We start from the raw sequence: 17,752 nt of genomic DNA on the forward strand, positions 1-17,752 counted from the left end.
TGAACCGTTAAGTTCTTTTTAACGTTTTGTTTAAGCTGACTTCTTCATCAAAAACCGCTCCTTATTCAGTCGCTGTTTTCGATGTTTGCACGACCTTTTCGATTTCTCGCTTCGCTTTGCTTGCGACAAATCGGGTCCTTGCTTCAAGTCAAGCCCTCGACATATTAGTATCGGTCCGCTGAATACATTACTGTACTTACACTCCCGACCTATCAACCTCGTCTTCTCCAAGGTGTCTTACTAGATTGCTCTATGAGAGATCTCATCTTAAGGCTGGTTTCACGCTTAGATGCTTTCAGCGTTTATCCTTTCCGAACGTAGCTACCCAACTATACCTCTGGCGAGATAATTGGTACACCATTGGTTCGTCCACTCCGGTCCTCTCGTACTAGGAGCAGCCCCCTTCAAATCTCTTGCGCCCGCGATGGATAGGGACCGAACTGTCTCACGACGTTCTGAACCCAGCTCACGTACCACTTTAATGGGCGAACAGCCCAACCCTTGGGACCGACTTCAGCCCCAGGATGTGATGAGCCGACATCGAGGTGCCAAACCTCCCCGTCGATATGGACTCTTGGGAGAGATTAGCCTGTTATCCCCAGGGTAGCTTTTATCCGTTGAGCGATGGCCCTTCCACTTGGATGCCACCGGATCACTAAGCCCTACTTTCGTACCTGATTGCCGTGTTTGGCTCTCAGTCAAGCTCCCTTCTGCCTTTACACTCTTCGCGCGATTTCCGGCCGCGCTGAGGGAACCTTTGGGCGCCTCCGTTACTCTTTGGGAGGCGACCGCCCCAGTCAAACTGCCCGCCTGACACTGTCCCGAGTTTCGTTACTCCTACGGTTAGAATTCCGATACATCAAGGGTGGTATCCCAACGGCGGCTCCACGAAGACTAGCGTCCTCGCTTCCATGCCTCCCACCTATCCTGTACGTGATGTATCAGAACCCAATGTCAGGTTACAGTAAAGCTCCATGGGGTCTTTCTGTCCAGTCGCGGGTAACCTGCATCTTCACAGGTACTTCAATTTCACCGGGTCCCTCGTTGAGACAGTGCCCAAATCGTTACACCTTTCGTGCGGGTCGGAACTTACCCGACAAGGAATTTCGCTACCTTAGGACCGTTATAGTTACGGCCGCCGTTCACCGGGGCTTCGGTCGAATGCTTTGGATTGCTCCGGACATCCTTCCTTAACCTTCCGGCACTGGGCAGGTGTCAGCACCTATACGTCAGATTTCTCTTTAGCAGGCACCTGTGTTTGTGGTAAACAGTCGCTTGGGCCTCTTCTCTGCGACCGCCTCATGCTCCGTCTGTTCAGACTTCACAACAGCGGCTACCCTTATCCCGAAGTTACGGGTACATTTTGCCGAGTTCCTTAACGAGGGTTCTCCCGCGCACCTTAGGATTCTCTCCCCGCATACCTGTGTCGGTTTACGGTACGGGCGGTAATTCTCTAACTAGAAGCTTTTCTCGACAGTGTGGGGTCAGCAGCTTCAGTTCCGTTTCCGGAACCTCCACATCACGCCTCAGACTCACAGGACGCGGATTTGCCTGCGTCCCATCCTACACGCTTGTACAGGAACAACCAATCTCCTGCCTGCCTGCCCTCCTGTGTCACTCCATCGCTCAAACAATCATTACCGGTACTGGAATATCTGCCAGTTGTCCATCTCCTACGCTCCATGCCTCGGATTAGGTCCCGACTTACCCTGGGACGACGATCGTTGCCCAGGAATCCTTATGCTTTCGGTGGAATGGATTCTCACCATTCTTTTCGCTACTCATACCAACATTCTCACTTCTGTGAAGTCCACCGTTCCTTACAGAACGACTTCAGCCCTCACAGAACGCTCCCCTACCCCACGACATATGTCGTAGCCACAGCTTCGGTTTCGTACTTTAGCCCCGGTAATCTTCGGCGCAGGGTCTCTCGACCAGTGAGCTATTACGCACTCTTTAAATGGTGGCTGCTTCTAAGCCAACATCCTGGTTGTTTTAGAGACCCCACATCCTTTTCCACTTAGTACGACATTGGGGACCTTAGCTGGTGGTCTGGGCTGTTTCCCTTTTGACCACGGATCTTATCACTCGTAGTCTGACTCCCAAGCTCTACAGTATAACCATTCGGAGTTTGACAGGGTTCGGTAACCTTTATGGCCCCTAGCCCGATCAGTGCTCTACCGCCTATACTTACTACTTGAGGCTAGCCCTAAAGCTATTTCGGGGAGAACCAGCTATCTCCGCGTTCGATTGGAATTTCACCTCTACCCACATCTCATCCTAAAGCTTTTCAACGCTCACAGGTTCGGTCCTCCACGCAATTTTACCTGCGCTTCAACCTGGACATGGGTAGATCACTGCGGTTTCGGGTCTACGTACACTAACTATCCGCCCTCTTAAGACTCGCTTTCGCTTCGGCTCCGTGTCTTCCACTTAACCTCGCTAGTGCACGTAACTCGTTGGTTCATTCTTCAATAGGCACGCCGTCGCTTTCGCTCCGACTGCTTGTAGACATACGGTTTCAGGTTCTCTTTCACTCCCCTCCCGGGGTTCTTTTCACCTTTCCCTCACGGTACTATGCGCTATCGGTCGCCATTCAGTGTTTAGGGTTGGAGGGTGGTCCCCCCGGCTTCCCACAAGATTCCTCGTGCCTCGTGGTACTCTGGATACTGCTCATCTCTCCGGTCTTTAACCTACGTGGCTTTTACACTGTATTGCCTACCTTTCCAGGTAGTTCGGATAGACCATTGAGACTAAATGCAGTCCTCAACCCCGGCGAGCCGTAGCTCACCGGTTTGCCCTCTGCCCTCTTCGCTCGCCGCTACTGTGGGCATCTCGTTTGATTTCTCTTCCTCCGGGTACTTAGATGTTTCAGTTCCCCGGGTTCCCTTCCTTTCGGATACCTGCCCATGACGGCAGGTGGGTTTCCCCATTCGGACATCTACGGATCAATACTTGCTTGCAGTTCCCCGTAGCTTTTCGCAGCTTACCGCGTCCTTCATCGGCTGATGGCGCCTAGGCATCCGCCGTATGCCCTTAGTAGCTTGACTTTTTCAGCTTACTAAGAACTTTGCGTTCCTAGATCTCGTTAACTCATTCTCTTTGCTTTCGCATTGATTAGAGGTGCCTTGTCATCTCATCAACAACAAGGACTTTTATTCTTCTGTTTGAAGTTTTCAAGGTACAATAGAAGGTTTTTTGAACCTTCAAAACTAAACATCAACCTAAGCGAATGTGCGTCGACTTGTCGTACGAACAAGTTTCCCCGTTCATGTACTCCATAGAAAGGAGGTGATCCAGCCGCACCTTCCGATACGGCTACCTTGTTACGACTTCACCCCAATCATCGGCCCCACCTTAGACGGCTGGCTCCTTACGGTTACCCCACCGGCTTCGGGTGTTACCAACTTTCGTGGTGTGACGGGCGGTGTGTACAAGGCCCGGGAACGTATTCACCGCAGTATGCTGACCTGCGATTACTAGCGATTCCGACTTCATGCAGGCGAGTTGCAGCCTGCAATCCGAACTGGGATCGGGTTTCTGGGGTTTGCTCTGCCTCACGGCTTTGCTTCCCTCTGTTGCCGACCATTGTAGTACGTGTGTAGCCCAAGACATAAGGGGCATGATGACTTGACGTCATCCCCGCCTTCCTCCAAGTTGTCCTTGGCAGTCTCCTATGAGTCCCCGGCATTACCCGCTGGTAACATAGGATAGGGGTTGCGCTCGTTGCGGGACTTAACCCAACATCTCACGACACGAGCTGACGACAGCCATGCACCACCTGTTTTCATGTCCCCGAAGGGAAAGCTCCATCTCTGGAGCGGTCATTCAATGTCAAGCCTTGGTAAGGTTCTTCGCGTTGCGTCGAATTAAACCACATACTCCACCGCTTGTGCGGGCCCCCGTCAATTCCTTTGAGTTTCATCCTTGCGGACGTACTCCCCAGGCGGGGTACTTATTGCGTTAACTCCGGCACAGAAGGGGTCGATACCTCCTACACCTAGTACCCATCGTTTACGGCCAGGACTACCGGGGTATCTAATCCCGTTCGCTACCCTGGCTTTCGCATCTCAGCGTCAGACACAGTCCAGAAAGGCGCCTTCGCCACTGGTGTTCCTCCCAATATCTACGCATTTCACCGCTACACTGGGAATTCCCCTTTCCTCTCCTGCACTCAAGTCTTCCAGTATCCAGAGCCATACGGGGTTGAGCCCCGCATTTTCACTCCAGACTTAAAAAACCGCCTACATGCTCTTTACGCCCAATAATTCCGGACAACGCTCGCCACCTACGTATTACCGCGGCTGCTGGCACGTAGTTAGCCGTGGCTTATTCGTTTACTACCGTCATTACAGATCATTATTTACAATCTGCACATTCGTCATAAACAAAAGAGCTTTACGGAACGAATTCCTTCATCACTCACGCGGCATTGCTCCGTCAGGCTTTCGCCCATTGCGGAAGATTCCCCACTGCTGCCTCCCGTAGGAGTCTGGGCCGTGTCTCAGTCCCAATGTGGCCGTTCATCCTCTCAGACCGGCTACTGATCATCGCCTTGGTAGGCCGTTACCCCACCAACTAGCTAATCAGACGCAGGCCCATCCTCTAGCGATAGCTTATAAATAGAGGCCATCTTTCACAGCATCCTCATGCGAGATTGCTGTCACATTCGGTATTAGCACCCCTTTCGGGATGTTGTCCCCATCTAGAGGGCAGGTTGCCCACGCGTTACTCACCCGTTCGCCACTAAGAAAGTTCAACACCTAATACTTCAACCACCGTGTTAGTTCATGCTTTTAATGCGTAGTAAAAATTGCTTCGCAATTTTTACCGCTACACTTCAGCGGATGAAATACTTGGTGTTGAACTTTCTCCGTTCGACTTGCATGTGTTAGGCATGCCGCCAGCGTTCGTCCTGAGCCAGGATCAAACTCTCCAATAAAGTTTATTGAAGAACTAATCTAGCTCTTATTATTTAAAAAAGAAGTTATTTGACTTGGTCTTGCGTTTTCACGCTCGACCCGCACATTCGCTTTTTTCTAGGTTCAATGTTCAGTTTTCAAGGTTCAGTGCCTAGCGACTTTGGCTTTTGTTTTGTTGCCGTATCGCGTCGACTTGTATATAATACCATGTGACCTGCATTATGTCAACATCTTTTTTGTTACTTTTTAACATTTTTTCGTGAAACACGTGGCTCTGTATTCAAAAGAAGTATCATGTATACACGCTTTAAAGCACCTAAAATTTCTTCAAAAAAATCTCAAAAAAAGTTAAAATTTCTACCGAAAAACGGTAAAATCTGCGTATATTTCTCCAAAAAAACGAGCTGACTCAAGAATTTTTTCTCTCGCCAGCTCGTTTTTTATTGTACTAATACTATTCTATTTTACTTCAATTGGCAGCTTAATCAGCTTCTGCTGCTCGCCGCTGTTATCCAACATCACAAAAATTTCTTCTGCATTACCGGTTTCCCAGTCTGCTTTAAATAATTCAATCGGATACAACTTATGGATTTGTCGCCAGCTGCTGAATTTATATGCAGGAATATATCGACGCACCTTTTCCTCATCACGCCAAAAAGCAGAAACTACCTCAAAAATTGCCTCCGTCTGCCACTTCAGCCACTCCGGACGCCATTGCGGTATCTCGCAGAATACGTCAAAACGCAGAATCTCCAGCAATTCCGTTTGCTGCTCTACATAGTTTTCTTCTATAAACTGCTTTAAGATAGCTGCGACACCCTTATCATTATGCGTCTGCGGATAGAAGCCTGCCTTCACCCACCACTGCGTCAGCTGTTTATAAAAAGCAAATGCCGTCATACCGGAAGCACGCAGCAATGCCCTCAGCGTATACTTAAAGCCACCGCTGTTGGCCGTCTGGTCCAGAATATTATCCAAGTGCTTCAAATACAGCATATCCTCATATGGCATATACTTAGTCGCCAAAATCTCATAAGGCGGTTCATCCATATAACGCAAATCATGCTGCTCTGTTTCCCTGCGCATCTGCGTACCAGGCAGAACCTTTAAAAAGCCCAGCTGCAGCATATCCGCACCCAAACCGTAAACATCATCAAAGGATTTAGCAAAGGTCGGCAAATCCTCATAAGGCAGGCCGGCAATCAAATCAACATGGATATGCATATTACCGAAGGACAGCAGACGTTTGACATTTGCTGCCAGCTTCTCCCAGTTATCCTGCCTGTTGATGGCCTTTAATGTAGGCTGATGCGTGCTTTGAATGCCGACTTCCAGTTGGAAACGTCCCTTAGGCACCGTCGCCAGGAAATCCATAACGCGCTCTGACAGTATATCGGCCTTAATTTCAAAGTGAAAGGTAGCATTTGTATCAGCCTGCGCCAGATGCTGCATCATCGGCAGAAAGTATTTTTCGTCCAAATTATAGGTACGGTCGACAAACTTCACCAACGGCACACCTGCAGCGATAAAGCGGTCCAAATCGCGCAGCACCAGCTCCAGCGGACGCTTGCGCACAGAGCGCGAAATGCTGGACAGACAGTAAGCGCAATTAAAAGGACAGCCACGCGTGCATTCGTAATAAACTATTTTATGCTCTGCCAGCATTTTTTCCAGATCAGGATACGGAAACGGCAGCAGGGACATATCTTCTATTACAGTAATGCCTCCGTTCAGGTTCACCTGCTCCCCTTCGCGATACGCAATATGCTGAGAGACAGCGCCACCGCCAGCCAAATACTGCAGCAGCTCGCTGAATACCAGCTCGCCCTCACCCTGCACGATATAGTCTGCCTGCGGCAGTTCCACAAAAATTCTCTCCGCATCGAATGCTACCTCAGGTCCACCAATCACGATTGCAGCCTGCGGACGCAGCTTGCGCAACATACGGATCAGCTTAAATACGAACGGCTTGTTCCAAATATGTACCGAAAATCCGTAAACCTGCGCCGGCACTGCCATGATTTTTTCCAGCACCGCCAAAATAGGCGTGTTAATAGTTTCTTCTATCAGTGTTACCTCATGTCCCTGCGTTTTGGCATATTCGCCGACGTAGCGCAGGCCAAGACCCGTATGAATATATTTACTGTTAATTGCGCTTAATACTACTTGCATTTCCTTGCTCCTCAAATTTTTAACCACAAATACAGAAAAAGCTCTACAACCGAAATTGTAGAGCCTAAATTTACTGGTGCCGAAGGCCGGACTCGAACCGGCACGAGCGTGAACCCGCTTGATTTTGAGTCAAGTGCGTCTGCCAATTCCGCCACTTCGGCATAAGTTCCAATCACTCGGAACAATAATAATTATACTCGTTTCTTAAAGCTTTGTCAATAGCCTTATTTAAAAATTCTTATAGAGAGGATTACTTTCCCAACAGTGCCTTCAGCTCCTTGAGCTTAGCAGCAAACTTCTGCAAAGTTACGGTTACAGGCTGCGGCGTATTCAGATCCACGCCGGCGTTCTTCAGGATGTTCAGAGAATAATCGCTACCGCCCGCATGCAGGAAGCCCAGATATTTTTCCACCGCTCCCGCTTCGCCGCTTAAAATTGCGCTGGCGAAGGCGGTCGCTGCACTGTAGCCTGTTGCGTACTTGTACACATAAAACGGCGTGTAGAAGTGCGGTATGCGTGACCATTCGCTTGCCAGTTCCTTGTCCACAGTCAGCGCCGGGCCATAGTAATCCCTGTTGCTCTGCAGCCAGTATTCCTCCAGCTTTTCGGCCTGCAGTGAACGGCCTGCTGTGATCTCGCCGTGAATATATCTTTCGAATTCCGCAAACTGCACCTGTCTGTAGACTGTTGTGCGCACTGCCTCCAAAAACTGATTCAAAAGATAAATCTTCTGCTCCGCCGTAGCATGCTTCAAGGTATGCTCCAAGAGCAGGTTTTCGTTCGTCGTGGACGCAACCTCAGCGCAGAAAATCGTATATTCCGAATTAACGTAGCTCTGTGCCTGGCTGCTGAAATAGCTGTGCATAGCATGGCCCATTTCGTGCGCGATGGTAGAAATGCTGTTGTAGCGCGCCTGATAATTGAGCAGCACAAAGGGATGCACGCCGTACACGCCCCAGGAATATGCACCGGAGCGCTTGCCCTTGTTTTCGTAAACGTCAATCCAGCCTTCGGTCATGCCTTTGTGGAGTGCCGTCAGATATTCCTTGCCCAACGGTGCCAGTGCCTCCTCAACCTTAGCGCAGGCCTCCGGGAAGCTGCAGGCAAAGCTATCGCCTGCGGTGGAAATAGGCATATACATATCATAGTAATGGAATTCATCTACTCCAAGTACATCCTTCTTTAATTGGATGTATTCATGCAGCGGTGCAAAATTATCATGCACAGTATCAATCAGTCCGTCGTAAAGACTGGACGGAATATTATCCTCTGCCAACGCTGCTTCCAGTGTATCTTTATAGTTATGCACGGTAGCATAAAAATATCCGGTGCGCGCAGAGCCTGTGAGCGTTGCTGCCAGGGTATTGCGGTATTGATGATAGGTATTCATCAGGCCGGTAAAGGAATTTTTACGCAGCACACGGTCAGGCGATGTCATATTCAGCAGATAGCAGCCTTCGCTGACGTTTGCCTTATTGCCCTGGCCGTCGGTAATCTCCGGGAACTGCATATCGGCACTCACAAGTGCGCGGAAGGCCGCTGCCGCCGTGCCTGTTGCCAAATGGCTTTGCGCAAAAACAGCCTCTTTATCTGCAGACAAAACATGGTCTGATAAACGAACCATATTTTCAATATAAAAACGGTATTCTGCCAATGCAGGCTCTTCGTCCAGCATTTGCAGCAGTTTTTCCTTACCTAAGGCCAGCATTTCCGGCTCTACAAAAGCATTAGCGTTACTGAAGGCTGCCGCCATACCTTCAGCCTCGCCTGCGAGCGCCTGCAGCTTCTGGTCCGTATTATCCGCATCCTGCTGCAAGCGTGCGTAAGCGTAAATCTTATCCAGCAGCTTTGCCAACTCTTCCTGCAGCTTTAAGGCTGCACAGACTGCGGCTGCAGTATTCAGTTGGCCCTGCATAGCCTGCAGCTGCGGCAGCTTGCTCTTATATTCTTTGCAGGCCGCCTGCCAATCATTTTCACCGGCATATATATCGCTTATATGCCATTTGCAGGCTGTCGGAATCTGCTCTCTGGCAACATTGCTGCCATGAAGCGGAGTAGTATTTTTTTCTTCTGTCATTATCAATCAGCTCCTTATAAAACTGCTTATTTAGGCCACAGGCTGGGATTGCCGTATTGAGCATCCAGCTCGTCACTGAACCAGCGTCCGTTCAGCACATTATGAATGATATAATTTTTGCTTTGCTCATTGATGCTCTTGTCATTAGCCATCTCTGCCAAAATGCCGGCATAGCTTACTCTACTGTTGATACTGCTGATGCGTGCATGCTGACGGTTGGCATCCCATACAAGTTCCGGACGGTAGGTGGGATTCCATGCCTGCCACGTTGTTCCCAAAGCCGAAGTATTAGGATTACCGGTACGCACAAAGGCTGCAATCGAATCAATAAATGCTTTGCTCAGTTCCTTGGAGCCTGCCTGCTCAAAGGCATCGGTATTTTTGGTATAGCCGTAGCCCTGATCCGTCAGGAAGGGCTGGAAGATGCCATGCAACGCACCGTTACGCACCATATATTCCTTGCCGACAACGTCAGCAGTATGAGCAAAGGCAAAGCTGCAGACATACATATCTGCCTTATAATGCGGATACAAAACCTCGGCAGACTGCTGGCCGTTGAAGAAGCCATACAAAGCACTGCCGTATTTATTGGCAAATTTAAATTCACTCGTAGTCTTATAATCGTTGTTGATTAAGCCAAGACGATCCTTAAAGAAAGGATCACGTGCAGCAAAGGAGCTGAACTCGTCAGCACTTGCCAGCATCAGCAGCGGTACGCTGTAGTAATGCTTCGTAGCAAAGCCTTCTACCGGCAGCACCTCTCCATCGCCGTAAAGATGCGGAAATGCGCTCATGCGGATGACAGCGCCTGCCATCACCGGCGCCAGACGCTCTGCCGGTATTGCCTGCAGATATTGACGCACAGCCTTTTTATCCTTGCCGTTGTCACTAAGCAGCCAGTTTTCGGCGTTAATCAGGTTATTCTGCTTACCATCCTCTACCACCATCGGTGCTAATTTCTGCGCGATAGTTTTTTGACTCTTGGCAGCATCGGCAACAGTCAGACCGCCGCTGAAGGAAATAGCCTTATCAAATTTATTTTTGAAAACAGGCGAAATCAGCATCGCCATAACATCACGTCCACCGGCGGAAAAACCGGAAACAGTAATATTCTTGGCGTCACCACCGAACTCCTTGATATTTTCGCGTACCCAGTCCAAGGCTGCAGCCTGGTCAAGGAAGCCGAAGTTACCGCTCTGTTCCTTCTTGTTACCATCTGCCAGAGCAGGCAGATTATTAAAGCCAAAAAGTCCCAGGCGATACTGTACGGAAACATAAACCATGTTGCCTTCCTGCGCCAGCCTGTTGCCCTCCATCAGATGGCTGTTGCTGGCCTGATTATTGCCGCCGTGAATATAAACCAGTACCGGCAGATTCTTTTCCTGCGTATCCGGGCGCACAATATCCAACGTCAGCATGCCCTCCTGCCCAAGCACCTTTTTGCCGTTGTATTGGATATTCGCCGGTGCAGCCTTGGTGCAGTCCAAAATTCCCTTATGCTTTTTAGCCTGCTGCGCCTCACGCCAGCGGTCAGCGCCCGTCGGCTGCTGCGCATACGGAACACCCAGCCATTGTACTACCTGATGCTTGTCGTCATAAGCACCGGCAACAACACCCTGCTGGGTTTTTACTTCATTATTAAAATTGGCAGCCTCAGCAGCAGTTGTAAAAACGCTTGCCGCCAGCAGCGAAGCAACCACATATTGCATCTTTTTCATCTATATCATCTGCTCCCTCATAGAAATTTATTAAACACTTACTTTCTATTATAAAGAAGTAGCGCCAGCTTGACAAGCTACGGCACGAAAAAAGAGGCTGCCTTCTCAGCAGCCTCAAATAACTATTGTGATTGACTTTTTCAAATTACCTTAGCAGCATAAAGAGCGCACAGGGTTTTGGCATCATACAGCTCGCCGTCGGCAACCATGCGACGCAGCTCTGCAGGAGTAAAGGCCTGCACGCCGATGAATTCGTCCTCATCGGTATGCTGAGCAAACTTTTGCAGTCCCCAGGCCTTATATAAATGGATAATCTCATCAGAAAATCCCGGCGTAGTCGCAATGCTGATCAGCTGCTGCCAATGCTCTGCGTCATAGCCTGTTTCCTCGCTCAGCTCACGCTTCGCGCACTCCGCAGGATCCTCATCCGGACCATGGTCAAGCTTGCCTGCCGGAATCTCCCACAGCAATGTACCAAGCGGATAACGGCACTGCTTTACCAGCACCACGCTTCCGTCAGCCAGCACTGGTACAATCGCCACTGCCCCCGGATGACGGATATATTCACGCGTTGTATCATTACCGTTCGGTAGCGTTACGTGGTCACGCTGCACCTTCAGCAGGCGGCCGCTAAAGACCTCCTCATTGCTTCCAGGTACATATATTTCATCTAAAGCCGCCTCATGAAATTTTTTCAGCATTATCTTACCTCATTTCTCCTGCAGTTGCTTCAAGCTGCTTTTTATCTGCTCCGCACCCTGCAGCAGCTCGGTAGCACTTTCAAAGGCTGCCCTGCTGGCAGTTGCGCCTGCCGTCATGCGCACCAGCTCCTGCAGACGTCCGTTATAATCAAGCGTTGTCAGCTGCGTTACCGTGCGTCCGTCAGTACTTTGCTTCTCAATATGAATATGATTATCCGCAAAGGCAGCAATCTGCGGCAGATGCGTAATACACAGCACCTGGCCGACACCGGAAATAGCAGCAATTTTTTCCGCCATCTTCTGCGCCGTAACGCCACCGACACCGGTATCAATCTCGTCGAATACCATCGTAGCAACATCGCCGCTGTTCATCAGCACAGTCTTAACCGCCAAAGCAATACGGCTCAGCTCGCCGCCGCTCGCTACCTTTTCCAGGTCATTCAGCGGTTCGCCCATATTCGCACTGAAAATAAATTTCAGCTCATCACGGCCCAGCGGCATAAACTTATCCAGCTGACCGCACTTTATCTGCAGCACACCGTTAGGCATCGCCAAATCGCGGATATGCTGCGTAATACGCTGCGCCAACGCCTTGGCGCTGGCTTCACGCAACTGCGTCAGCACTGCGGCAGCACGTCCCAAACGCACAACCGCTTCCGCTACCGCCTTCTGCGCCTGCTCTAAGAGCTTTGCAATCTGTTGCAGCTGTTCCAGCTTTTCCTGCGTCTGCTGCAGATATTCCAACGCCGACTGTGTACTGCCGCCGTACTTCTTCTGCAGACGGTAAATAATATCAAGGCGCTGCTGTACCTGCGCTGCACGCTCACCGTTAAACTCACTGCCTGCCATATATTCGCTCAGCTCCGTGCGGCAATCGTCCAAGCTGATCCAGGCACTGTCAGCACACTCTGCCAACGGCGCCAGACGGCTGTCGTAGCGTGCCGCATACTGCAGCTGGTCGCGCACTCGCGCCAGACGCGAAAGAATCGCGTCCTCCTCATCAAGCTGCTGATAAGAGCTGTCAACAGCCTTCATAATGCGCTCACTGTTCTGCAGCAGGCGTGCCTCCGCCTCCAGGCCATCTTCCTCACCAGGCTTCAAGGCAGCGTCCGAAATCTCCTTGATTTCCCAGGCGTAACGATCCAGCAGCAAATCCTGCTGCTCATTTTCCTGCTCCAAACTGCTCAAATGCTTTACCGCAGCAGTATACTCGCTGTAAAGCTGCTTATACTCCTGCAGTGCCTGCGCCAGCTTCAAACCGCCAAAAGCATCTGTCAGATGCAGCGGCGCATCCGGCTTCAGCAAGGCCTGGTTCTCGTGCTGGCCGTGAATATCCACCAAACGCGCACCGATAGCCTTCAGCACAGCCAAAGGCACCTGCACGCCGTTGATATAAGCGCGGCTCTTGCCCGCAGCACTTATCTGACGCTTCAGAAATAAATCCTCCTCCGGCTCCAGACCGTGCTCCGCCAGCAGCGCTTTAATCTCCTGCTGACCGCTCACGTCAAAAACAGCCTGCACCCACAGTCCGTCAGTACCGCTGCGCACATAATCGGCAGAAGAGCGCCCGCCAAGCACCATGCCAAAGGCATCTATCAGAATAGATTTACCGGCACCGGTTTCGCCTGTAAAAACATTGAAGCCGGGGGTAAAATCAGCATGCGCGTCCTCTAATAGTGCAAAATTGTGAACATGCAATGATTGCAGCATAATCCCTTGCCTCGCTTATCTGTAATTCTTGAAGCGTTCCAGCAGAGTGATTACAGCTTCTTTATTTGGCAGAGCAATGAAAACGGTGTCATCACCGGCAATAGAACCAAGAATCTCCGGCCATTTCATGTAGTCTACGGCAAAGGCAACAGCCTGCGCTGTGCCCGGCAGCGTGCGGATTACCACCATGCTGTCGGAAGCACGTACACTTACGATAGAATCGTTGAAGGTACGCTCCAGACGCTCCATGGTCAGCATCGAGCTGTGCTCCTTCGGATAAGCATAGTGATAATGTCCGTTGGCATCCGGCACCTTGACCAGCATCAGTTCCTTGATATCACGCGAAACCGTAGCCTGCGTAACATCAATGCCCTGATGACGTAAAGCGGAAGCCAAATCCTCCTGCGTTTCAATTTTATTGTTGTCAATAATCTCTTTAATTTTAGCGTGTCTGGTCATTTTCATAGTCAATCACCTCTAAAAGCAAAATATTTCTATGTCGTACTTTCCTATAATCATGATACTTCTATAAAGGTTATGATTTATAGTAATGCCTTACGTATTTATTTATGGATGACGTATACGGTGCCTTATCATGCGCCGCTACGCCCTGTACATCTATCCTTCGTTTACGTCACAGTACACGAGAAGGTGCCAGAAACAAAGAAGGGTAACGATGGCGTACTACTGCTACGTTGAAGAGATCTGATGGCGTATACGCTAGCGCCTTATCATGCGCCGCTACGCCCTGTACATCTATCCTTCGTTTACGTCACGGCACACGAGAAGGTACCGGAGACGAAGAAGGGCGACGATGGCGTACTACTGCTACGTCGAGGGCCCTGATGAAGTATATGGTGCATTATCGTGCGCCGCCTATAAATTGCGCATTAATTTTTGTTGCCAAGTCTGATAATAATCGCGTCGCGTAAGTCTTACAAACTTCATCTCATAAGGCGATTTGGCGATATGCACACTGGTATCGTTAGGCACCTCTATAACATTTTCGCCGTCAGCCGAAAGCAGCATTTCCTCACTGCCTGGAATCGGCCTGAGCTCTATTGTTTCCGACATAGGAATAACAAGCGCTCTGTTCGTCAGCGAATGTGCGCAGACAGGAGTAATGACGCTGACATCAAGCTCCGGCATAACAAGCGGTCCGCCTGCTGAGAGAGAATATGCCGTAGAACCGGTTGCCGTTGCGATAATCAGACCATCTGCCGCATATTTACCGGATAAACGTCCGTTAATAAAAAGCATCATATGCGCCAGCTTGCTGAACATGCCCTTAGCCAGAACTAAATCGTTGAGCGCATGCGCCGTAGCAAGCAGCTTATCGCCGCAGATAACTCTGGCCTGCAGCAGACTGCGGCTTTCCAGCGTATAGTTGCCCTGTGCCAGACGGCTGATAGCCTTATACATACCCTGCAAATCAATCTCTGCCAAAAATCCCAGCTTGCCGAAGTTGATACCGAACGCAGGCACATCAAGTGGCGCAAGGTGACGCGCCATCTGCAGCAGTGTACCGTCACCGCCGAGACTAACACCATAGTCCAGTGTTTTCAGCGTTTGCGGCTCACTTTTATTGTAGCTGCTCACGCCATACTGCTGCGCCACCTCCTCAGGCAGCACCGGTTCAAGTCCCCAGTCCTTGCAGAGCTGAACAAATTCCGGCAGAGCGATACGGACGTTTTCTTTACCCAGATTAGGAAAAATCCCTAAACGTTTCTTTTGCATCTCATGCCTCTGTCTTTTCTGCTTTCTTATCTAAGTCGCCATGACTGCGGCCTACAAGCTGTGCTACCTGCTCGCTGCTTACGGCATCGTCGTCACCCAGCGTCAGGTGCAGCAAATATTCAATGTTACCCTCAGGTCCCTTGATAGGAGAAAAATCCAGACCGGCAATACCGAAGCCTTCGCTCTTGGCGAAACTGATAACGTTATTGATAACCTGCTCATGCACGGCAGCATCACGTACAACGCCCTTCTTGCCGACATTTTCCTTGCCTGCTTCAAACTGCGGCTTGATTAAAGCCACTACAAAGCCTTCAGGCTTGAGAATTTTATGGACCGCAGGCAAAATTTTATCCAGCGAAATAAAAGCTACGTCGATGGTAGCAGCATCAACCTGCTCGGGCAGGCTGTCTGCTTCCAGATAACGCACGTTGGTACGCTCCATGTTCACTACGCGCTCATCGTTGCGCAGCTTCCACGCCAGCTGACCATAGCCCACGTCTATCGCATAAACCTTCGCCGCACCATTCTGCAGCGCACAGTCGGTGAAACCACCGGTAGAAGCACCGATATCGGCAACAACCTTGCCTTCTACGCTGATGGGGAAAATCTGCAAAGCCTTCTCCAGCTTCAGGCCGCCGCGGCTTACATAGGGCAGCTTATTGCCCAGCAGACGGATAGTAACCTCCGGTGCTACCGGTGTCCCCGGTTTATCTATTTTCTGTTCATTGACCAATACCTGTCCTGCCATAACCGCAGCCTGCGCTTTGGCACGGCTTTCAAACATACCGCGGTTAACTAACAGAACATCAAGTCTTTCTTTTTTCACTCTTCTTCACCCTTTACAAATGCTGCAGCCTTGGCAGCAATGGTTGGCGTATCCAGTCCCAAATCACGGAACAGCAGCTTTTTGTCGCCATGCATAACAAATTCGTCAGGAATGCCGAAGCAACGTACTTCACACTGCTCCAGCAATTTATTTTCATTAAGCTCTTCAAGAATTGCGCTGCCGACACCGCCTGCCAGTACGCCTTCTTCCAGAGTAATAATCTTTCCGTAGCTTTGCGCATGCTCACGCAAGAGTTCAACATCCAGCGGTTTGGCAAAACGCATATTCACAACACCTGCGCTGATTCCCTGCGCTTCCAGCAGCTCCGCTGCATCAAGAGCAGTCTGCACCATGCTGCCAATCGCCCAGAAGCAGACATCCTTGCCTGTACGCAGCACCTCTGCCTTACCAATCGGCAAATCCTGCCACTGCGTATCCAGCGCAACGCCCACACCGCTGCCGCGCGGATAGCGCACGGAAACAGGTCCGTCAAAATCAAGCGCTGTTTTCAGCATGTGCTGCAGTTCATTCTCATCCTTCGGCGCCATAATGGTCATGTTAGGAATGCTGCGCAGATAAGCGTAGTCAAAAACGCCATGATGCGTATAGCCGTCATCACCCACAAGACCGGCACGGTCCAGACACAGCGTTACGTTCAGCTTCTGCATGCAGATATCGTGCATGATGGAGTCATAAGCACGCTGCATGAAGGTAGAATAAATTGCCGCCACAGGCTTCATTCCGGCAGCAGCCATGCCTGCAGCCGCAGTAACCGCATGCTGCTCGGCAATACCAACATCAAAGAAATGATCCTTATGCGCCTCGGCAAAAATATTCAAGCCGGTGCCGTCAGGCATCGCAGCAGTAATACCCACGATTTTATCGTCGATATCAGCCAGTTTAGTCAAAGTTTTACCAAAAACCTCGGTATAACTTACGGGTGCATTCGGATTAGTAATCTTTTTGCCGGTAGCAATATCAAAGGGGCCTGTACCGTGGAACTTATTGGGGCTTTCCTCGGCAGGCTTATAGCCCTTGCCCTTTTTCGTCAGCACATGTACCATAACCGGTCCGTCAATCTTTTTTGCAGCCTGCAGCACATCCAGCAGGCCATCCAGATCATGTCCGTCAACCGGTCCCAAATAAGTAAAGCCAAGCTCTTCAAAAATAGAGGTCGGCACCATCAGGTATTTTACGCTGCCCTTCAGGCGGCGGATAGCCTTCAGCACATCACTGCCGAATTCCATATTTTTGAGCCAGCCCTCAATATCATTTTTAATTTTGTTATAGGTTTCGCCTGTACGCAGCTGGTAAAGATATTCGCTCATCGCACCCACGTTTTTGGAAATAGACATTTCGTTATCGTTGAGCACGACAATCATATTCTTATGCAGCATACCGGCGTTGTTCAACGCCTCAAAAGCCATACCGCCGGTCATGGAGCCGTCGCCGATAACGGCTACGACATTATAATCCTCACCCTGCAGGTCGCGGGCGCAGGCCATGCCCAGAGCAGCGGAAATAGATGTACTGGAATGACCGGTACCGAAGGCATCATGCTCGCTTTCGCTGCGCTTAGGAAAGCCGGAAAGACCGCCGTATTGACGCAGCGTAGGAAATTGCTCCCTGCGTCCGGTGATAATTTTATGGATATAGGCCTGGTGACCTACGTCGAATATAATCTTATCTTCCGGCGTATTGAAAACCTTATGCAAGGCCAAAGTCAGCTCTACCACGCCCAGATTCGGCGCCAAATGGCCGCCGGTGTGCGAAATAACGCTGATTAAAAGCTGTCTGATTTCCTTAGCCAGCTGCTCCAGCTGCGGCACGGAAAGCTTTTTGACATCAGCCGGTGAATTAATTTTATCTAAAAATTTATTCTCTGCCAT

General features: G+C 50.2%; 9 protein-coding genes, 1 tRNA gene and 2 rRNA genes. All 12 read right to left on the reverse strand.

What is annotated here, in order from left to right:
* Positions 1 to 144: 144 nt before the first annotated feature.
* Positions 145 to 3,050 (reverse strand): 23S ribosomal RNA (locus M5E81_RS05980).
* 234 nt (positions 3,051 to 3,284) lie between these two features.
* Positions 3,285 to 4,942: ribosomal RNA gene (locus tag M5E81_RS05985) — 16S ribosomal RNA — on the reverse strand.
* The 16S and 23S rRNA genes sit together here, the layout of an rRNA operon.
* Before the next feature lie 439 nt (positions 4,943 to 5,381).
* Positions 5,382 to 7,094: a B12-binding domain-containing radical SAM protein gene (locus tag M5E81_RS05990; RefSeq protein WP_249747028.1), complete on the reverse strand. Its 1,713-nt coding sequence runs from the start codon at positions 7,092 to 7,094 to the stop codon at positions 5,382 to 5,384.
* Between the two features lie 74 nt (positions 7,095 to 7,168).
* Positions 7,169 to 7,255: transfer RNA gene (locus M5E81_RS05995), tRNA-Leu, on the reverse strand.
* Positions 7,256 to 7,344: 89 nt separating this feature from the next.
* The gene (pepF, locus tag M5E81_RS06000; RefSeq protein ID WP_249747029.1) at positions 7,345 to 9,171 is read right to left on the reverse strand and encodes an oligoendopeptidase F; all 1,827 of its coding nucleotides are present in this window, start codon (positions 9,169 to 9,171) and stop codon (positions 7,345 to 7,347) included.
* A gap of 26 nt (positions 9,172 to 9,197) precedes the next feature.
* On the reverse strand, positions 9,198 to 10,889 hold the full coding sequence (locus tag M5E81_RS06005; protein ID WP_249747030.1) for a carboxylesterase family protein: 1,692 nt from the start codon (positions 10,887 to 10,889) through the stop codon (positions 9,198 to 9,200).
* A gap of 140 nt (positions 10,890 to 11,029) precedes the next feature.
* The gene (locus M5E81_RS06010) at positions 11,030 to 11,590 is read right to left on the reverse strand and encodes an NUDIX domain-containing protein (RefSeq protein WP_009145012.1); all 561 of its coding nucleotides are present in this window, start codon (positions 11,588 to 11,590) and stop codon (positions 11,030 to 11,032) included.
* A 9-nt stretch (positions 11,591 to 11,599) separates the two neighbouring features.
* On the reverse strand, positions 11,600 to 13,300 hold the full coding sequence (gene recN, locus M5E81_RS06015) for a DNA repair protein RecN (protein WP_249747031.1): 1,701 nt from the start codon (positions 13,298 to 13,300) through the stop codon (positions 11,600 to 11,602).
* A 15-nt stretch (positions 13,301 to 13,315) separates the two neighbouring features.
* Complete coding sequence (gene argR / locus M5E81_RS06020) at positions 13,316 to 13,765, reverse strand: arginine repressor (protein WP_009145014.1); 450 nt, start codon at positions 13,763 to 13,765, stop codon at positions 13,316 to 13,318.
* A 411-nt stretch (positions 13,766 to 14,176) separates the two neighbouring features.
* Complete coding sequence (locus M5E81_RS06025) at positions 14,177 to 15,037, reverse strand: NAD(+)/NADH kinase (RefSeq protein WP_009145015.1); 861 nt, start codon at positions 15,035 to 15,037, stop codon at positions 14,177 to 14,179.
* 1 nt (position 15,038) lies between these two features.
* Entirely contained in the window at positions 15,039 to 15,863 is an 825-nt protein-coding gene (locus M5E81_RS06030) for a TlyA family RNA methyltransferase (protein ID WP_009145016.1), read from the reverse strand.
* Positions 15,860 to 17,752: a 1-deoxy-D-xylulose-5-phosphate synthase gene (dxs, locus tag M5E81_RS06035; RefSeq protein ID WP_249747032.1), complete on the reverse strand. Its 1,893-nt coding sequence runs from the start codon at positions 17,750 to 17,752 to the stop codon at positions 15,860 to 15,862. The genes M5E81_RS06030 and dxs overlap by 4 nt, the downstream gene beginning before the upstream one ends.

The sequence above is a fragment of the Phascolarctobacterium succinatutens genome, assembly GCF_023497905.1.
GTDB lineage: Bacteria > Bacillota > Negativicutes > Acidaminococcales > Acidaminococcaceae > Phascolarctobacterium_A > Phascolarctobacterium_A succinatutens.